A 15,987-nucleotide genomic window follows, 5' to 3' on the forward strand; every position below is an offset into this window, starting at 1 on the left:
CGGCGGGCCGCGAGGGCATGGAGCGGGCTGCCCGGTCCATGGTGGAGCCAACTCCACCATGGACCGGGTTCAGGTCAGCGGCCGCGCCCGCGGCCACCGTTCTCGTCGTCCCCGTCCTCGTACCCGCCGAACAGCTCGTCCGCGAGGGTCGGCAGGTCGTCGAGGGGGGTCTCCTCGGCCCAGTCGGAGCGGCGGCGCGGCCGGCCCTGCTCGTCGAGCTGCGGCAGCTCGCGGGTGACGTCGTTCGAACCCGCCCCGCCGGCCTCCGGCTCCTTCCGGAAGAAGTCGCTCGGCACCCGGTCCACCGGATCGGCCCGCCGCTCGTCCCGTACGGGGGGCAGCACGGCGGTCTCGTCGGCGGCGGCGTCCCGCACCGGCGGCAGCACCGCCGTCTCGTCCGGAGCGGCCTCCCGTACGCGGCGCAGCACCGTGGTCTCGTCCGCCGCGCGGTCGGTCACCTGCGGCAGGACGGCGGTCTCGGCCTCGGGGCGCGGGTCGCCCGGCCGGACGACCGGGGTCTCCACGGTGACCTCGTCCGGCGAGACGTCCGGGACCCCGGCCCCCGCCGCCGAAGCCGTACCGGAGGCCGTACCGGAAGGCGTACCCGAAGCCGTACCGGAGGCCGCTCCGGAGGCCGTACCGGACGGCTTACCGGTGGATTCCTCGCCCAGCTTCACCATCGGCGTCTGGACGGTGACCTCGGCGGCCGACTCCTCGGCCGCGCGCCGCTCGGCCTCGGCACGCTCCCGGGCGGCCTTCTCCGCCGCCGCGCGCTCGGCCGCGGCCTTCTCCCGGGCCGCCTTCTCGGCCGCCGCGCGCTCGGCGGCGGCCCTCGACGCGGCCTCCGCGGCGGCCTTCTCCGCCGCGGCCTTCGCGGCCTGCTCGGCGGCGAGCCTCTCCGCCTCGGCGGCGGCCTCCTCCGCGGCCTTCGCGGCGGCCGCGGCTGCGGCGAGGCGGCGGGCCTCCTCCGCGCGGAGCAGGGCCTCCTCCGCCTTGCGCTGCTTCTCCTGGCGGAGCGCCTCGGCCTCGGCGCGGAGCCGGGCCTCCTCCTCGGCCTGCTTGCGGAGCCGTTCCTCCTCCTCGCGGCGGGCCTTCTCCTCGGCCGCGAGCCGACGGGCCTCCTCCTCGGCGGCGAGCCGCGCCTCCTCGGCCTTGCGCCGGGCCTCCTCCGCCTGGCGCTCGGCCTCCAGACGGCGCGCCTCTTCCTCCTCGCGCCGCTTGCGCTCCTCCTCCTCGGCGCGCAGCTTCGCGAGCTGCTCCTGGCGCTCGCGCTCCAGGCGCTCCTCCTCGGCCTTGCGGGCGGCCTCTTCCTCGGCCTTGCGCCGGGCTTCCTCCTCGGCCTTCCGGCGGGCCTCCTCGGCGGCCTTCACCTCGGCCTCGGAGAGGGGCAGCATCCGGTCGAGCCGGTGGCGTACGACGGTGGTGACGGCCTCGGGCTCCTGGCCCGCGTCGACCACGAGGTAGCGCGAGGGGTCGGCGGCGGCGAGCGCGAGGAAACCGGCCCGCACGCGCGCGTGGAACTCGGGCGGCTCCGACTCCAGCCGGTCCGGCGCCTCGGTGAACCGCTCCCTGGCGGTCTCCGGCGAGACGTCGAGCAGGACGGTCAGGTGCGGGACGAGGCCGCCGGTCGCCCAGCGGGAGATGCGGGCGATCTCGGTCGGCGACAGGTCCCGGCCGGCGCCCTGGTAGGCGACGGACGAGTCGATGTACCGGTCGGTGAGGACGATGGCGCCCCGCTCCAGGGCGGGCCGGACCAGCGAGTCGACGTGCTCGGCGCGGTCGGCGGCGTACAGCAGCGCCTCGGCGCGGTTCGAGAGGCCGGCCGAGGAGACGTCGAGCAGGATCGAGCGGAGCCGCTTGCCGATGGGGGTGGCGCCGGGCTCGCGGGTGACGACGACCTCGTGGCCCTTGGCCCGGATCCAGTCGGCGAGCGCCTGGACCTGGGTGGACTTGCCGGCGCCGTCGCCGCCCTCCAGGGCGATGAAGAAGCCGGTGGCGGCCGGCGCCTGGGCGGGGTCGGCGCCGCGCAGCGCGTCGCGCAGGTCGCGGCGGAGCGGTACGCCCGCGCGGTCGTCGGTCTTCGCGAGGACGAGCGCGGCGACGGGCAGCAGCAGCGCGCCGACGAGGGCGAGGGTGAAGGCGGCGCCGCCGTGGTCGAAGACGAACTTCCCGGAGACGAAGCGGTGCGGGCCGATCGCGGCGGCGAGCAGCGGCGCGGCGAGCGCGCCGACGGCGATGCCCACGCGCGCGGTGGCCTGGAGGTGCGCGGTGGTGCGCTCCCGGCGCGGCTCCTCGGTCTCCTGGTCGATGAGGGTGTGCCCGGTGTTGGCGGCGACCCCGGCGGCGTATCCGGCGAGGGCCGCGAGGAGGAGCACGGTCGCGGTGTCGGGCACGAGGCCGACGGCGATCAGGGCGACGCCGGTGACGGCCACGGCGAGGGCGAGCAGCCGGCGGCGGGAGAGCGCCGGCAGCACGGAGCGGGCGGTGCGGATGCCGACGGCGGTGGCACCGCTCAGCGCGAGCACGAGCAGGGCGTACGTGACGGGGCCGCCGTCGAGGTCGTCGGCGTGGAGCGCGGCGAGCGAGGCGGCGGCGCCGATGGCGGCGGCGACGGTGGCGCAGGCCAGGACGAGCAGCGGTACGGCTCCGGTGCGGCCCTTCTCGGCGGCGGGGCGGCGCAGCCCCTCCAGCGGCGAGCGGGGCCGGGGGGTCTGTCCGCCGGGCAGGGTGATCGCGGCGAGGACGCTGACGGATGCGGCGAAGAGTCCGGCGGCGACGTAGCCGCCGAGGGCGGCCTGGTGGAGCGAGAACCAGTCGATGCCGGAGCCGAGCAGGTTGCTCACGAGCGTGGCGGCGAGCAGGACGGCGGCGGCGGCCGGGACGGCGAGGAAGGCGGTGCGCTGGGTGAGGGTGCGCAGGGCGCCGAGGTGGTCGGGGAGCGGCCGGACGGCGTCGCCCTCGACGGGCGCGGCGGGCAGCAGCGCGGGCGCCGCGCCGTCGCGGCAGACGGCCCACAGGCGCTCGGCGGCGCCGGTCAGGAAGACGGTGCCGAGCAGGAACCACAGGGCGCTGCCGGGGATCCAGTCGATCCACAGGGGCGCGACGACGAGCAGCGCGATCCGCAGCCCGTCGGCGCCGATCATGGTCCACCGCCGGTCGAGGGCGGCGCCGGGCGCGGTGAGGGTGGTGAGCGGGCCGAGCAGCACGGCGCCGAAGAGGACGGTGGCGAGCAGCCGGGTGCCGACGACGGCGGCGACGGCGAAGGCGGCGCCCCGGGGGCCGCCGCCGAGCGCGCCCTCGGTCAGCGCGGCCTGGAGGCCGAGGAGGACGAGGACGAGGAGGGCGAGGGCGTCGCCGATCCCGCCTGCGACCTGGGCGCTCCACAACCGGCGCAGTGGCTGATGGCGTACGAGGGCCCGTACGGCTCGCTCCCGGGAGTCCGCGACGAGGGCCGCGTCGGAGACGGGGGCGGGTGCGGCTTCGGAGTCGCCCAGAAGCTCTGGCTGCTCTGCTCGCGTCATCCGTCCACCCTATCCGGACCCCCTTGGTCACCGGGTCCCTAGCCGAACAAACGTAGGAAGGGCGAGAGCATCGCTCCCGCCCTTCCCTCCTGACCCGTGCGGCCGCGACTACTCCGGCTTGGCCGCCGCTGCCTTCTTGGCGGCGGCGGTCGTCTTCTTGGCCGCCGTCGTCTTCTTGGCCGCGGTGGTCTTCTTCGCGGCCGTCTTCTTGGCCGCGGTCTTCTTCGCCGGGGCCTTCTTCGCCGGGGCCTTCTTGGCGGTCTTCTTCGCCGGTCCCTTGGCGCGCTTCTCGGCGAGGAGCTCGTAGCCGCGCTCGGGCGTGATCGTCTCGACGCTGTCGCCGGTGCGCAGGGTCGCGTTGGTCTCGCCGTCGGTGACGTACGGGCCGAAGCGGCCGTCCTTGACGACGACGGGCTTCTCGCTGACGGGGTCGGTGCCGAGCTCCTTCAGCGGGGGCTTGGCGGCGGCCCGGCCACGCTGCTTGGGCTGGGCGTAGATCGCGAGCGCCTCTTCCAGCGTGATGGTGAAGAGCTGGTCCTCGCTGGTCAGCGAGCGCGAGTCGGTGCCCTTCTTCAGGTACGGGCCGTACCGGCCGTTCTGCGCGGTGATCTCGACGCCCTCGGCGTCGGCGCCGACGACGCGCGGCAGTGACATCAGCTTGAGCGCGTCCTCCAGGGTGACGGTGTCGAGGGACATCGTCTTGAAGAGGGAGGCGGTGCGCGCCTTGACCGCGTTCTTGCCGGTCTTCGGGGTGCCCTCGGGGAGGACCTCGGTGACGTACGGGCCGTAGCGGCCGTCCCGGGCGATGATCGGGTTGCCGCTGACCGGATCGGTGCCGAGCTCGAAGTCGCCGCTGGGCTTGGCCAGCAGCTCCTCGGCGTGGGCGATGGTCAGCTCGTCGGGGGCGAGGTCCTCGGGGACGTCGGCCCGCTGGTGGCCCTCCTGGTCCTTCTCGCCGCGCTCGACGTAGGGGCCGTAGCGGCCGACGCGGAGCACGATGCCGTCGCCGACGGGGAAGGAGGAGATCTCGCGGGCGTCGATGGCGCCGAGGTCGGTGACGAGCTCCTTGAGGCCGCCGAGGTGGTCGCCGTCGCCGTTGCCCGCGTCGGCGGCGCCGCCCGTCGCGGCCCCCTCGCCCTCGCCGAAGTAGAAACGCTTCAGCCACGGCACGGACTGGGCCTCGCCGCGCGCGATGCGGTCGAGGTCGTCCTCCATCTTGGCGGTGAAGTCGTAGTCGACGAGCCGGCCGAAGTGCTTCTCCAGCAGGTTGACGACGGCGAAGGACAGGAAGGACGGCACGAGGGCCGTGCCCTTCTTGAAGACGTAGCCGCGGTCGAGGATGGTGCCGATGATCGAGGCGTACGTCGACGGGCGGCCGATCTCGCGCTCTTCCAGCTCCTTGACCAGGGTGGCCTCGGTGTAGCGGGCGGGCGGCTTGGTGGCGTGGCCGTCGGCGGTGATCTCCTCGGCGGCGAGCGCGTCGCCCTCGGCGACCTGCGGGAGGCGCCGCTCGCGGTCGTCGAGCTCCGCGTTCGGGTCGTCGGCGCCCTCGACGTACGCCTTCATGAAGCCGTGGAAGGTGATGGTCTTGCCGGAGGCCGAGAACTCGGCGTCGCGGCCGTCGGCGGAGGTGCCGCCGATCTTCACGGTGACGGAGTTGCCGGTGGCGTCCTTCATCTGGGAGGCGACGGTCCGCTTCCAGATGAGTTCGTACAGCTTGAACTGGTCGCCGGTCAGACCGGTCTCGGCCGGGGTGCGGAAACGATCACCCGAAGGCCGGATCGCCTCGTGCGCCTCCTGGGCGTTCTTGACCTTGCCCGCGTAGACGCGCGGCTTCTCCGGCAGGTAGTCGGCGCCGTACAGCTGCGTCACCTGGGCGCGGGCCGCGGTGACGGCCGTGTCGGAGAGCACGGTGGAGTCCGTACGCATGTAGGTGATGAAGCCGTTCTCGTACAGCTTCTGCGCCACCTGCATGGTCGCCTTGGCACCGAAGCCGAGCTTGCGGCTGGCCTCCTGCTGGAGGGTGGTGGTGCGGAAGGGCGCGTACGGGGAGCGGCGGTACGGCTTCGACTCGACCGAGCGGACCGCGAAGCGGGTGTCGGCGAGGGCGGCGGCGAGCGCGCGGGCGTTCGCCTCGTCGAGGTGGAGCACCGTCTCGCTCTTCAGCCGCCCGTCGGCGCCGAAGTCACGGCCCTGCGCGACGCGCTTGCCGTCGACCGCCGCGAGGCGGGCGACCAGCGTGGACGGGTCGGAGGCGTCTCCGGCGCGGCCGGTGGAGAAGGTGCCGGTGAGGTCCCAGTACTCGGCGGAGCGGAAGGCGATGCGCTCGCGCTCGCGCTCGACGACGAGCCGGGTGGCGACGGACTGCACGCGGCCCGCCGACAGCTTCGGCATGACCTTCTTCCACAGGACCGGCGAGACCTCGTAGCCGTAGAGGCGGTCGAGGATGCGGCGGGTCTCCTGGGCGTCGACCATCCGCTGGTTGAGCTCGCGCGGGTTGGAGACGGCGGCCTGGATCGCGTCCTTGGTGATCTCGTGGAAGACCATCCGGTGGACGGGGACCTTGGGCTTGAGGACTTCCTGGAGGTGCCACGCGATGGCCTCGCCCTCGCGGTCCTCATCGGTGGCGAGGAAGAGCTCGTCGGACTCGGCCAGCAGCTCCTTGAGCTTCTTGACCTGCGCCTTCTTGTCCGCGTTGACGACGTAGATGGGCTGGAAGTCGTGCTCGACGTCGACGCCGAGGCGGCGCACCTCGCCGGTGTACTTCTCCGGCACCTCGGCGGCGCCGCTGGGGAGGTCACGGATGTGCCCGACGCTCGCCTCGACGACGTAGCCGGGGCCGAGGTAGCCCTTGATCGTCTTCGCCTTGGCAGGCGACTCGACGATGACGAGTCGGCGGCCGCCGTGTGCGGTCTCGCTGGTCGGGGACAACTTCGCTCTTCTCTCCGGTCGACGCGGTCTGCGCTGGCACGCACGTCAGCGACACACGGGGTGGCGCTGGCGTCGCTGCGGAGTGTGACGGTACAACCCGCCCCCGTGTCAAACAGGGAAAGCCCGCAACGGCCACTCGAACGGTAACCCGACTCCTGCCCTTCCTGCCGCCCGGACTGCCGGACCGGCGGGGCGACCGGGTGTGGAGCGCGTCTCAGCGGGTGGCGCGGGGCGCGGCTCAGAGGCGTCCGAAGCACCAGACGCCGAGGGCGAGGAAGAGCGCCCCGGCGAGGCCCGCGACGACGGCGGCGGCCCGCGGGGCGACCCCGAGCGCGACGGGCTCGCCGTGCCGGACGCGGACCGTGGTCCACAGCAGCAGCGCGCCTCCGAACAGCGCGAACGCCGTTCCCGCGAAGATCGCCGGCCCGCTCTCCATGCCCGTACCCGCTTCCCGTCCCGGCGTCGTACCCGCGCGGTCTGTGTCTCCCCGGGGGTGTCCTGGAAGGGAGGCTGACAGCTTCCGGCGTCAGGGACGCGAATTCCGGGTGAACGACGCGGGCCGGGCCGTCCGGTTTCACGAAGATGGCCGGTAGTGCCCCACTACTCCGAGGCCGGCTTCTCCTCCGGAAGCAGGGATTCCGGCGTGAGGAAGCCCTCTTCGACGAGGAGGCGGATGGCCTGCGGGGTGCGGTCCCGCAGCAGCACCGGGTCCTCGCCCATGAGCTGGGCGATCGCGTCGAGGATCCGGCCGGCGCTGAGGGTGCCGTCGCAGACGCCCGCGAAGCCGGCGCCGACGTGGTCGACCCGGGTGGCGCGGCGCATGCCCCGGTTCTGGCGCAGGACGACGTGCTCGGGGTCCTCGGCTCCGGGCAGCCCGACCTGCTCCTGCACCACCTCGGGGGCGAGGGTGAAGCTGTCCTCGAGGAGGGCGGCGTCGTCGCGGGTGCGGAGGTACTCCTGGCGCTCGAAGTGGGCGCGGACCGTGGGGCCGAGCGGCTGCTCGACCGGGTGGGGCCACTCCTCGATCACGATCGACGGCTCGGCCTCGCCCGCGGCCACCGCCGGGTCGCGCCGCAGGGTGATCCAGCCGAAGCCGATCGACCGGGTCCCGCTCGCGTCGAAGGCGTCCATCCAGCGGTCGTACGCCGCCCGGTACGCCTCCGGGTCGCCGCGGTGGTCGCCGCTGTCGCGCAGCCACAGCTCGGTGTACTGGGTGACGTCCTGGACCTCGCGCTGCACGATCCAGGCGTCGCAGCCGCGCGGCACCCAGGAGCGGAGCCGGTCCTGCCACTCCTCGCCGTCGACGTGCTGCCAGTTGGCGAGGAACTGGGCGTACCCCCCGTCGTTCAGCCGCTCGCCGGCCTGCTGGACGAGGGTGCGGCACAGGTCGTCGCCGCTCATCCCGCCGTCCCGGTAGGTGAGTCCGGTGCCGGGGGAGATCACGAACGGCGGGTTGGAGACGATCAGGTCGTACGTGTCGCCGTCGACCGGCTCGTAGAGCGAGCCGGTCAAGAGCTCGGCCTCGCGGGCCCCGGAGAGGGCGAGCGTCAGCCGGGTGAAGTCCAGCGCCCGCGGGTTGAGGTCGGTGGCGGTGACCAGGGTGCTGTGCTGGGCGGCGTGGAGGGCCTGGATGCCGGAGCCGGTGCCGAGGTCGAGCGCGGCGGCGACCGGGGTGCGGACGGTGAGGCCGGCGAGCGTGGTGGAGGCGCCGCCGACGCCGAGGACGACGCCTTCCTCCTTGCTGCCGATGCCGCCGGCGCCGCCGACGGCGCAGCCCAGGTCGGAGACGATGAACCAGTCCTCGCCGTCCGGGCCGCCGTACGGCCGCACGTCGACGGTCGCGCGCACGGCGCCGTCCGCCTCGGTCACCCAGCCGTCGGCCAGGGCCTCCGCCAGCGGGAGCGCGGCGGCGGCCCGCGCGGGCTCGACGGCCTGCTGGAGCAGGAAGAGCCGGACGAGGGTCTCCAGCGGGGAGTCGCCGCGGGTGGCGCGCAGGGCGGGCACGGTCTCGCTGCGGGCGAGCGCCGCGTAGGCGGGGGCGCCGAGCAGGTCGAGCAGACCGTCGGCGGTGAAGTCCGCGGCGAGCAGGGCCTCGCGCAGTCGGGCGGCGTGCGCGGGCACCGGGAGGCTGGTGGTCAGGCTGGTCGTACTCACGCGCTCCATTGTGACGGCCACCACCGACAACCCGGGCACCGACAGCCCGGCGAGGGGCGAGGGGCGACGGGCGAGGGGCGACGGGCGACGGGCGACGGGCGACGGGCGACGGGCGACGGGCGACGGTATGCCGACGGCATGGCGGCCGGCTATGGGACGCCGGACGCCGACGGCGTGGCGCCAACGGACGCGGCCGCTGGGGGCCGGCAGCCCGACAGCCCGACGGCGCGGCGGCCGGCCACCGGGCCACCCGCCGCCGGCCGCGCGCCGCTCCGCGTCGCTGCCCCGCCAGCCCCGCCTGGCCCGCTTGCCCCGCCTGGCCCGCCTGCCTCGCCTGCCCCGCCCGTTCCGCCTGCCCTGCCCGTTCCGCCTACTCGGCGGACGCGGAGGTCTTCGGCTTCGGCGAGGCGGAACCGCTGGGCGTAGCCGTGGCCGTGGAGCCCGCCTTCGGGGACGCGGAGCCGGTCGGCGTCTTCGGCGCCGACGGCGTCGGCTTCTGGCAGCCCGGCTGCTTGGCCATGGCCTGGCCCAGCTCGCCGTTCTCCAGGGTGGCCAGCGCGTTCTGGTCCATCTTCTCGATCTTGGTGAGGCCGTCGGCGACGTCCTTCAGACCTTCCGCGAACTTCTGCTGGTTCGACGGGTCGAGCGCGTCGACCTGCTTCTTCAGCGCGTCGTAGGCGACGGCGGTCTCGTTGAGCTCCGCGATGACGTCCTTCTGGGTCTGCTCGCCGTTGGCGACCGGCGGGACGCCCGCGGTCTCCACGGCCTTGGCCAGCGCCCGGTCCGCGTCCGCGATGTCCTTGAACGCCTTGGAGTCGGCGGCCTGGATCTCCGCCGGACGGCTGTCCGCCGCGGTCGAGATGATGATCTGGTGGGCGTCGGCCCGCTTCTGGATCTGCGGCTTCGCCTGGTCGCAGAACGACTTGGCCCAGTCGTTGACCTTGTCGCCCTCGTCGTCGCTGCAGCCGGACAGCACGAGCACCAGTACCGCACCGCCGGACAGCGCTGCCGCAAGCTTCTTGTTCACCGGATCGGTCCCTTCCAAGACTCTCGGCCCCGGAACATACACGCCGCGCGGGTGACTTCCACCTTTCGTACGATGGATTCCTCCCGTGTTGAATCCTTTTGAACCAAGCGGCGCGGGGCTTCGGGACACCCCGCGCGCTCCCGAAATGAGACGGACGCCACGTCAGGCGACGGCCACCGGACGCCGCTTCGAGACGCGGACGGCGACCACCACGACGAGCAGGGCCAGGACGGCGATCCCGGCCCGCACCCAGGGGTTCGCGTCCTCGCCGTGGCCGAAGCGCACCACCGCTGGGGCGATCAGCAGCGCCACCAGGTTCATCACCTTCAGGAGCGGGTTGATCGCGGGCCCCGCGGTGTCCTTGAACGGGTCGCCGACGGTGTCGCCGATCACCGTCGCCTCGTGCGCGGGGCTGCCCTTGCCTCCGTGGTTGCCGTCCTCGACCAGCTTCTTCGCGTTGTCCCAGGCGCCGCCGGAGTTGGCGAGGAAGACGGCCATCAGCGCGCCGGTGCCGATCGCCCCGGCGAGGTACGCGCCGAGCGGGCCGACGCCGAGCGCGAAGCCGACGGCGACCGGGGCGGTGACGGCGAGCAGCCCGGGCGTGGCGAGTTCGCGCAGCGCGTCCTTGGTGCAGATGTCGACGACCCGCCCGTACTCGGGGGTCTCGCTGCCGTCCATGATCCCGGGGTGCTCGCGGAACTGCCGCCGCACCTCGTACACCACCGAACCCGCGGACCGTGAGACCGCGTTGACGGCCAGTCCGGAGAAGAGGAAGACGACGGCGGCGCCGAGGATCAGCCCGACGAGGTTGTTGGGCTGGGAGATGTCCATGGAGAGGCTCAGCTCCCCGGCCCTGGCGCCGACCTCGGCGACCGAGCCGGCGATGGCGTCCCGGTACGAGCCGAAGAGCGCGGCGGCGGCGAGGACGGCGGTCGCGATCGCGATGCCCTTGGTGATCGCCTTGGTGGTGTTGCCGACGGCGTCCAGCTCGGTGAGGACCTGCGCGCCGGCGCCCCGCACGTCCCCGGACATCTCCGCGATGCCCTGCGCGTTGTCGGCGACCGGACCGAAGGTGTCCATGGCGACGATCACGCCGACGGTGGTGAGCAGCCCGGTTCCGGCGAGCGCGACCGCGAAGAGCGCCAGCATCACGGAGGCGCCGGCGAGCAGGAAGGCGCCGTAGACGGCGAGGGCGATGAGCAGCGCCGCGTAGACGGCGGACTCCAGGCCGATGGCGACGCCGGCGAGGACGACGGTGGCGGGGCCGGTGAGCGCGGAGCGGCCGATGTCCTGGACGGGCCGGCGGCCGGTCTCGGTGAAGTAGCCGGTGAGCCGCTGGATCAGCGCGGCGAGGACGATGCCGATGGCGACGGCGACGAGCGCGAGGACCCGGGGGTCGCCGTCGTGCCCGGTCAGCCCCGGTTCGGTGACGCCGGCCAGCTCGGCGTAGGACGACGGCAGATAGACGAAGGCGGCGACGGCGACGAGGACGAGGGAGACGACCGCGGAGACGAAGAAGCCGCGGTCGACGGCGCGCATCCCGCCCCGGTCGGAGCGGCGGGGCGCGACGGCGAGGATGCCGACGACGGCGGTGAGCACGCCGATCGCGGGCACGATCAGCGGGAAGACCAGGCCGTGGTCGCCGAAGGCGGCCTTGCCGAGGATGAGGGCGGCGACGAGGGTGACGGCGTACGACTCGAAGAGGTCGGCGGCCATGCCCGCGCAGTCGCCGACGTTGTCACCCACGTTGTCGGCGATGGTGGCGGCGTTGCGGGGGTCGTCCTCGGGGATGCCCTGCTCGACCTTGCCGACCAGGTCGGCGCCGACGTCGGCGGCCTTGGTGAAGATGCCGCCGCCGACCCGCATGAACATGGCGATGAGGGCGGCGCCGAGGCCGAAGCCCTCCAGGACCTTGGGCGCGTCGGCGGCGTAGACGAGGACGACGCAGGCGGCGCCGAGCAGCCCGAGACCGACCGTGGACATGCCCACCACCCCGCCGGTGCGGAAGGCGATCCGCATGGCCCGGTGGGCGGCCTCGGCGGGATCGCGGCCGGGTTCGCCGGGGGCGGGGGCGGCCTCCCGGGCGGCGGCGGCGACCCGGACGTTGGCGCGCACGGCGAGCCGCATCCCGACGTAACCGGTGACCGCCGAGAACAACGCCCCGACCAGGAAGAACAGCGAGCGGCCGGCCCGCTGCGACCAGGAGTCGGCGGGGAGCGCGAGGAGCAGGAGGAAGACGACGACGGCGAAGAGCGCGATGGTGCGCAGCTGGCGGGCGAGGTAGGCGTTGGCGCCCTCCTGCACGGCGGCGGCGATCCGCCGCATCGCCGGGGTGCCCTCGTCGGCCTTGAGCACCTGGCGGCCGAAGAGCCGCGCGGTGACCAGTGCGGCGAGGGCGACCCCGGCGATGACGTAGACGATCGTCCGGTTCCCGCTGGTGAGCACCGCCGCGGCGAGGGCGGCGGGGGCCTGGACCATTTCCGGGTGCATGGGCACGGATCATAGGCAGCCGAACCATGACAAACCCCGTCCCAGACCCCCCCACCCCGCCGGAATCCATCGATTGCCCCGACCACGGCGCTACGAGAGGCTCCCACCTCCGGACAGAGACGCACGCACCGCGGCCCCGCCCGCCCGGGCAAGGACCTTCCCGTTGAGGCCCCGCGCGCCCCGGACGGGGGGATACGCGAAGAGGTTCCCGCCCCGGACGGGGAGATGCGCGACGAAGCCCACGCGCCCCGTACGGCGCGGTACGCGAAGAGGCCCCGCCGGGTGGGGCGGGGCCTCTTCGCGTACGTCTCGCCCACGGGGGCGCGGGGTCAGGACATGATGTCCGCGTCCGCCTCCGCCGGGGTGGTGGGCCAGTTCATCCGGATGGTGCCGCCGTCCTCGCCGGCGAGCACCTCGACGTCGTCGACGAGCCCGCGGATCACCGCGAGACCCATCTCGTCCTCCCCGTCGGCGTCCGCCTCGTCGGCGGCCTCCGCCGGGTCACCGGCGCGCGCGCCGGGCACACCGCCGGCACCGGCCGCACCCGCTCCGGGCACCTCGTCGCCGACCTCGATGGAGAACGTCTTCTCCTCCTCGGTCAGCACGACCCGGATGGGCGTGGTGACGCCGTTGCTGCGGTGCAGCCCGACCGCGCGGGAACACGCCTCGCCGACGGCGAGCCGCACCTCGTCGAGAACCGCCTCGTCCACCCCGGCCCGGCGGGCGACCGCGGCCGCCACCAGGCGGGCCGTACGGACGTGCTCGGGCTGGGCACTGAAGCGGAGTTCAACGGTGGCCATGGGATCCCCCGGTCAGTCGACCGCGTTGACGGCCTCGTCGACCGACGTGTGGATCGGGAAGACCTTGGTCAGGCCCGTGATCCGGAAGATCTTGAGAATGCGCTCCTGGTTGCAGACCAGGCGCAGCGAGCCCTCGTGCGCGCGCACCCGCTTCAGGCCGCCCACGAGCACGCCGAGTCCGGTGGAGTCGAGGAAGTCCACTCCCTCCATGTCGACGACCAGGTGGTAACTGCCGTCGTTCACCAACTCGACCAACTGCTCGCGCAGCTTGGGCGCGGTATAAACATCAATCTCGCCACCGACCTCGACGACCGTACGGTCGCCGCCAGCTCCGGGCACAGTGCGAGTCGACAGGGACAGGTCCACGGATCCTCCAGCACCTTGCTATCGGGCGTTCGCCCCCTCGGATCTCCCGGGCGGAGTCGAAGAACGAATCACCAGCCGCGATGGCATTCAATCACTTACCAGCAGCCATGCACGACGCCTTGGAAGCATTGTCCGTCACGCCGGTGACACACTCGGTGCCGATGGCCAAGAATCAGCGCACCGCTCGACCCGCCGGGGACACGGGCAGCCGCCCCTCCCCGCACCGGGTCCTCGAACGGCTCACGTCCGGCGAGAGCCGCGCCGCGCGCATCACTCATATGGAGCACATGCCCGCTCGAACGGGCCGCCATGCCGTCTGGCCGGACCGCATCCGCTCCGAGGTGATCGCCGCGATCCAGGACGCCGGCATCGAGCACCCCTGGGCCCACCAGGCGGAGGCCGCCGAGCACGCCCTCGACGGCGAGTCCGTGGTGATCGCCACAGGAACCGCCTCGGGCAAGTCGCTCGCCTACCTCACCCCCGTCCTCTCCACGCTCCTCGACGGCGCGGAGGCCGCGAACGGCCGCGGCGCGACCGCCCTCTACCTCTCCCCCACCAAGGCCCTCGCCGCCGACCAGCGCCGCGCCGTCCGGGAGCTCGCCGCCCCGCTCGGCAACCGGATCCGGCCCGCCGTCTACGACGGCGACACCCCGGTCGAGGAACGCGAGTGGGTCCGCCAGTACGCGAACTACGTGCTCACCAACCCCGACATGCTGCACCGGGGCATCCTTCCCTCCCACCCCAGGTGGTCCTCCTTCCTGCGCTCCCTGCGCTACGTCGTCATCGACGAGTGCCACACCTACCGGGGCGTCTTCGGCTCCCACGTCGCCCAGGTCCTGCGCCGGCTGCGCCGGGTCTGCGCCCGGTACGGCTCCGAGCCGGTCTTCCTCCTCGCCTCCGCCACCTCCGCCGACCCGGCACGCGCCGCCGGACGGCTCACCGGCCTGCCCGTCACCGAGGTCTCCGACGACGCCTCCCCACGCGGCGAGCTGGTCTTCGCCCTGTGGGAGCCGCCCCTCACCGACCTGCACGGCGAGCGCGGCGCCCCGGTCCGCCGCACCGCCACCGCCGAGACCGCCGACCTGCTCACCGACCTCACCCGGCAGGGCGTCCGCTCGGTCGCCTTCGTCCGCTCCCGGCGCGGCGCCGAGCTCATCTCGGTCATCGCCCAGGAACGGCTCGCCGAGACCGACCGGGCGCTCGCCCGGCGGGTCGCCGCCTACCGGGGCGGCTACCTGCCCGAGGAGCGGCGCGCCCTGGAGCGGGCCCTGCACTCCGGGGAACTCCTCGGCCTCGCCGCCACCACCGCCCTGGAACTCGGCGTGGACGTCTCCGGCCTCGATGCCGTCCTCATCGCCGGCTACCCCGGCACCCGGGCCTCGCTGTGGCAGCAGGCCGGCCGGGCGGGCCGCTCCGGCGAGGGCGCCCTCGCCGTCATGATCGCCCGTGACGACCCGCTGGACACCTTCCTCGTCCACCACCCCGAGGCGATCTTCGACCAGCCGGTCGAGTCGACCGTCCTGGATCCCGACAACCCCTACGTCCTCACCCCCCATCTCTGCGCCGCCGCCTCCGAGCTCCCGCTCACCGAGGCCGACCTGGCCCTGTTCGGCCCCGCGACGCCCGGCCTCATGCCCCAGCTGGAGGCCGCCGGGCTGCTCCGCCGCCGCGCCGGCGGCTGGTACTGGACCCGCCGCGAGCGGGCCGCCGACCTCGCCGACATCCGGGGCGGCGGCGGCAACCCGGTCCGGATCGTCGAGGAGGGCACCGGCCGGCTCCTCGGGACGGTCGACGAGGCCGCCTCCCACACCACCGTCCACGAGGGCGCCGTCCACCTCCACCAGGGCCGCACCTACCTGGTCAGGAAGCTGGACCTGGAGGACTCCGTCGCCCTCGTCGAGGAGGCCGTCCCGCCCTACTCGACCACCGCCCGCGACACCACCTCCATCCGCGTCCTGGAGACCGACACCGAGATCCCCTGGGGCTCGGGCCGCCTCTGCTACGGCTCCGTCGAGGTCACCAACCAGGTCGTCTCCTTCCTGCGCCGCCGGCTGATCACGGGCGAGGTGCTGGGCGAGACCAAGCTCGACCTGCCGCCCCGCACCCTGCGCACCCGGGCCGTGTGGTGGACAGTCACCGAGGACCAGCTCGACGCCGCCCGGATCACCCCGGAGATCCTCGGCGGCGCCCTGCACGCCGCCGAGCACGCCTCCATCGGCATGCTGCCGCTCTTCGCCACCTGCGACCGCTGGGACATCGGCGGCGTCTCCGTCCCGCTCCACCCGGACACCCTGCTGCCGACCGTCTTCGTGTACGACGGCCACCCGGGCGGCGCCGGGTTCGCCGAGCGCGCCTTCCACACCGCCCGGGCCTGGCTCACCGCCACCCGCGAGGCGATCGCCTCCTGCGAGTGCGAGGCGGGCTGCCCCTCCTGCATCCAGTCCCCCAAGTGCGGCAACGGCAACGACCCCCTCCACAAGCGAGGCGCCGTCCGCCTCCTCACCCAACTCCTCCGGACAGCCCCCGAGCCCCCGGAAGCGTCGACGACACCGGAAGCGTTGACGACACCGGAAGCGGAGGCGGATCCGCGAGCCGAGCACCGGTCGGCGGCGGGGGCGAATCCGTCGAACGAGGAACCGTCGGCGGCGGGAGAGGCGGCGGCCGGTCAGGGCCCGCCCGCGCCCTGACCGCCGGGGCC

The 15,987-nt window shown here is 74.0% G+C and carries 9 protein-coding genes; 1 reads left to right on the forward strand and 8 read right to left on the reverse strand.

Annotated features, from left to right (window positions below):
- Positions 1-74: 74 nt before the first annotated feature.
- From tmk to ACIGHB_RS08335, 8 genes are all read right to left on the reverse strand, one after another.
- On the reverse strand, positions 75-3,521 hold the full coding sequence (gene tmk, locus ACIGHB_RS08300; protein ID WP_399910653.1) for a dTMP kinase: 3,447 nt from the start codon (positions 3,519-3,521) through the stop codon (positions 75-77).
- Positions 3,522-3,629: 108 nt separating this feature from the next.
- Positions 3,630-6,452 (reverse strand): type I DNA topoisomerase, encoded by a 2,823-nt coding sequence (topA, locus tag ACIGHB_RS08305; RefSeq protein ID WP_399910656.1) that lies wholly within the window; start codon positions 6,450-6,452, stop codon positions 3,630-3,632.
- 238 nt (positions 6,453-6,690) lie between these two features.
- Positions 6,691-6,888, reverse strand: a complete 198-nt coding sequence (locus ACIGHB_RS08310; RefSeq protein WP_360314672.1) for a hypothetical protein — start codon at positions 6,886-6,888, stop codon at positions 6,691-6,693.
- 164 nt (positions 6,889-7,052) lie between these two features.
- Positions 7,053-8,606 (reverse strand): methyltransferase, encoded by a 1,554-nt coding sequence (locus tag ACIGHB_RS08315; RefSeq protein ID WP_399910660.1) that lies wholly within the window; start codon positions 8,604-8,606, stop codon positions 7,053-7,055.
- A gap of 370 nt (positions 8,607-8,976) precedes the next feature.
- Positions 8,977-9,633: a small secreted protein gene (locus tag ACIGHB_RS08320; RefSeq protein WP_399910663.1), complete on the reverse strand. Its 657-nt coding sequence runs from the start codon at positions 9,631-9,633 to the stop codon at positions 8,977-8,979.
- Positions 9,634-9,795: 162 nt separating this feature from the next.
- Positions 9,796-12,123: a sodium-translocating pyrophosphatase gene (locus tag ACIGHB_RS08325; RefSeq protein WP_399910666.1), complete on the reverse strand. Its 2,328-nt coding sequence runs from the start codon at positions 12,121-12,123 to the stop codon at positions 9,796-9,798.
- A 329-nt stretch (positions 12,124-12,452) separates the two neighbouring features.
- On the reverse strand, positions 12,453-12,923 hold the full coding sequence (locus ACIGHB_RS08330) for an ATP-binding protein (RefSeq protein WP_360321994.1): 471 nt from the start codon (positions 12,921-12,923) through the stop codon (positions 12,453-12,455).
- A 12-nt stretch (positions 12,924-12,935) separates the two neighbouring features.
- Complete coding sequence (locus tag ACIGHB_RS08335) at positions 12,936-13,289, reverse strand: STAS domain-containing protein (RefSeq protein WP_030749286.1); 354 nt, start codon at positions 13,287-13,289, stop codon at positions 12,936-12,938.
- Positions 13,290-13,369: 80 nt separating this feature from the next.
- On the opposite strand from ACIGHB_RS08335, the gene ACIGHB_RS08340 reads away from it, so the two are divergent.
- Entirely contained in the window at positions 13,370-15,976 is a 2,607-nt protein-coding gene (locus ACIGHB_RS08340; RefSeq protein ID WP_399910671.1) for a DEAD/DEAH box helicase, read from the forward strand.
- Positions 15,977-15,987: the final 11 nt, after the last annotated feature.

The organism is Streptomyces sp. NPDC085460, assembly GCF_044541975.1.
Taxonomy (GTDB): Bacteria; Actinomycetota; Actinomycetes; order Streptomycetales; family Streptomycetaceae; genus Streptomyces.

Coding starts and splice junctions, on each gene's coding strand:
- ACIGHB_RS08310 (WP_360314672.1), bottom strand. CDS start 6,888: ATGGAGAGCGGGCCGGCGATCTTCGCGGGAACGGCGTTCGCGCTGTTC.
- ACIGHB_RS08330 (WP_360321994.1), bottom strand. CDS start 12,923: ATGGCCACCGTTGAACTCCGCTTCAGTGCCCAGCCCGAGCACGTCCGT.
- ACIGHB_RS08340 (WP_399910671.1), top strand. CDS start 13,370: ATGGCATTCAATCACTTACCAGCAGCCATGCACGACGCCTTGGAAGCA.
- tmk (WP_399910653.1), bottom strand. CDS start 3,521: ATGACGCGAGCAGAGCAGCCAGAGCTTCTGGGCGACTCCGAAGCCGCA.
- ACIGHB_RS08325 (WP_399910666.1), bottom strand. CDS start 12,123: ATGCACCCGGAAATGGTCCAGGCCCCCGCCGCCCTCGCCGCGGCGGTG.